Source organism: Mangrovibacterium sp., from assembly GCF_059905295.1.
This window is the reverse complement of sequence record NZ_JBZQJF010000289.1, coordinates 1-2,739: the sequence shown is the minus strand read 5'-3', so window position 1 is coordinate 2,739 and position 2,739 is coordinate 1. Positions and strand designations below refer to the sequence as shown.

At 43.8% G+C, this 2,739-nt stretch carries 1 protein-coding gene; it reads right to left on the bottom strand.

The genetic code is table 11. The features are described 5' to 3' along the window. A partial coding sequence (gene clpB, locus AC37HE_RS14780; RefSeq protein WP_500783626.1) for an ATP-dependent chaperone ClpB occupies nucleotides 1–2,526 on the bottom strand: 2,526 nt, incomplete at its 3' end. Nucleotides 2,527–2,739 lie beyond the last annotated feature (213 nt).

The window sequence follows — 2,739 nt, the reverse complement described above, 5'->3', positions numbered from 1 at the left end:
AACTTGCCCTGCGAGTATTTCTTTCGACAATTCATTCAACACAAACTTTTGCAGTAACCGGTTAACAGGTCGTGCACCAAACTGAGGATCATATCCGACAGATGCCAGCCATTGCACAGCAGCATCCGAAATCTGAATCCGAATATTCTGATTGCCCAATCGCTTAATAATCCGGTTGAACTGAATTCGTACAATTTTCTTCATATCATCCCGTCCAAGCGGTGTAAACATGATGGTCTCATCAATCCTGTTCAGGAACTCCGGACGAATTGTTTTCCGCAACAAATTCAAAACCTGAGAACGGGTTTGCTCAAAGACTTCAAGCTTATTGTTATCATTCATCCTCTCGAAACCCTCCTGGATTAGATGTGATCCCAGGTTTGAAGTCATGATAATAATCGTGTTTTTGAAGTTGACCATTCGACCTTTATTATCGGTCAGACGCCCGTCGTCCAGTACCTGCAACAGGACGTTGAAAACATCCGGGTGGGCTTTCTCTATTTCATCGAACAACACCACCGAATAAGGTTTACGCCTAACAGCTTCAGTCAGCTGACCTCCTTCATCGTAACCAATGTATCCGGGAGGCGAACCAATCAAACGTGTCACCGAGAATTTTTCCTGGTATTCCGACATATCGATCCGGGTCATCATGTTCTCGTCATCGAACAGGTATTCGGCCAAAGCTTTTGCCAACTCGGTTTTACCAACACCAGTTGTTCCCAGAAAAATGAACGATCCGATCGGTCGCTTTTCATCCTGCAAACCAGCACGGCTTCTACGCACTGCATCCGAGACTGCCTGAATGGCTTCCTCCTGTCCCACTACCCGATTATGCAGCTCTTCCTCCAGATGAAGTAATTTTTCGCGTTCACTCTGCATCATTTTACTTACCGGAATTCCGGTCCAGCGAGCCACAACCTCGGCGATATCCTCTGAATCAACTTCTTCTTTGATCAACGAATCACCCTGAATCTGTTGCAATTCTTTCTGCAAACGTTCAATCTCGGCCTCAGCTTCTTTGATTTTTCCATAACGAATTTCGGCAACCCGACCATAATCACCAGAGCGTTCAGCCTGTTCTGCTTCAAATTTGAAGTTTTCGATATCAGTTTTATTTTGCTGAATGCCATCAATAACTGATTTCTCCATCTCCCATTGAGCCCGGTAGCGCGATTGCTCTTCTTTCAGGTTTGCAATCTCCTCATTCAGCAAAGCCAACTTGGCCTCATCTTTTTCCCGTTTGATGGCTTCACGTTCAATTTCGAGCTGCTTAATCTTGCGTTCAATTTCATCCAATTCTTCTGGTACCGAGTCCATTTCCAAACGCAACTTGGCTGCTGCCTCATCCATTAAGTCAATGGCTTTATCCGGCAAGAACCGATCTGAAATATAACGTTGCGACAATTCAACAGCGGCAATAATGGCATTATCCTTAATCCGCACTTTATGGTGAGACTCGTAACGCTCTTTCAGTCCGCGCAAAATAGAAATTGCACTCAATGTATCCGGCTCATTCACCATTACAACCTGGAAACGACGCTCCAAAGCCTTATCCTTTTCAAAATACTTTTGATACTCATCCAGGGTTGTTGCGCCAATTGAACGCAACTCACCACGCGCCAAAGCCGGTTTCAAAATATTGGCAGCATCCATGGCTCCCTCACTTTTACCTGCTCCAACCAAAGTGTGAATTTCGTCGATAAACAAGATCACCTCGCCATCCGATTTGATAACCTCGTTAACTACGGCTTTCAAGCGTTCTTCAAATTCCCCTTTATATTTTGCACCTGCAATTAACGCTCCCATATCGAGCGAAAACAACTGTTTCGACTTCAAATTTTCAGGAACATCACCACGAACAATGCGGTGTGCTAAACCCTCAGCAATAGCTGTTTTACCGGTTCCCGGTTCACCAATCAGCACCGGGTTATTTTTAGTTCGTCGAGACAAAATTTGTAATACGCGGCGAATTTCTTCATCACGGCCAATAACCGGATCCAATTTCCCATTACGGGCTTGCTCGTTCAGGTTGATTGCAAACCGACTTAGCGAGTTAAATTGATCTTCGGCCGTCTGACTTTCAACTTTAGCACCTTTTCGTAACTCATTAACGGCGGCTTCCAGATCTTTTCGGTTAATACCATTATCCTTCATCAAACTGGCAATAGTATCACCACTTTCCAACAATCCTAGCAAAACGTGCTCAACCGAAACAAACTGGTCCTCCATTTTGCGGGACAAATCCAACGATTTCTGCAAAGCCTTGTTAGCTGCTGAGGATAAATATTGCTCTCCTCCGCTCACTTTCGGGTAACCATCAACAATACGATCTAATGCTTGTTGAAAAACAGGCACGTTGACCCCCAGTTTTTTCAATAGAAAACCGGTAACATTTTCAGCTGAATGTAACAAGCCTTTCAAAATATGACCTGTTTCAACAGCTTGTTGCTGCTTTGCTTGTGCTTCATCAAAAGCATGCTGCAAAGCCTCCTGCGATTTAATTGTGAAATTATTAAAGTTCATAGCTTCTCATTTTTCTGTTTCATGCATCCCAGCCGTAAAACATCAACTGAGATATCAGCATTCAGGCAAAAGAAAAGCCAAAATGACGACCAATGTTATGATAAGACAAAATGTCGGGATTTAAATAAGAAGGGCTGAAAAATCGTCGGGATTGACGACATGTGGTGCGAACTTTTGTCAGAAAAAGAAAAAAGGACGGTGTTCCGTCCTTTT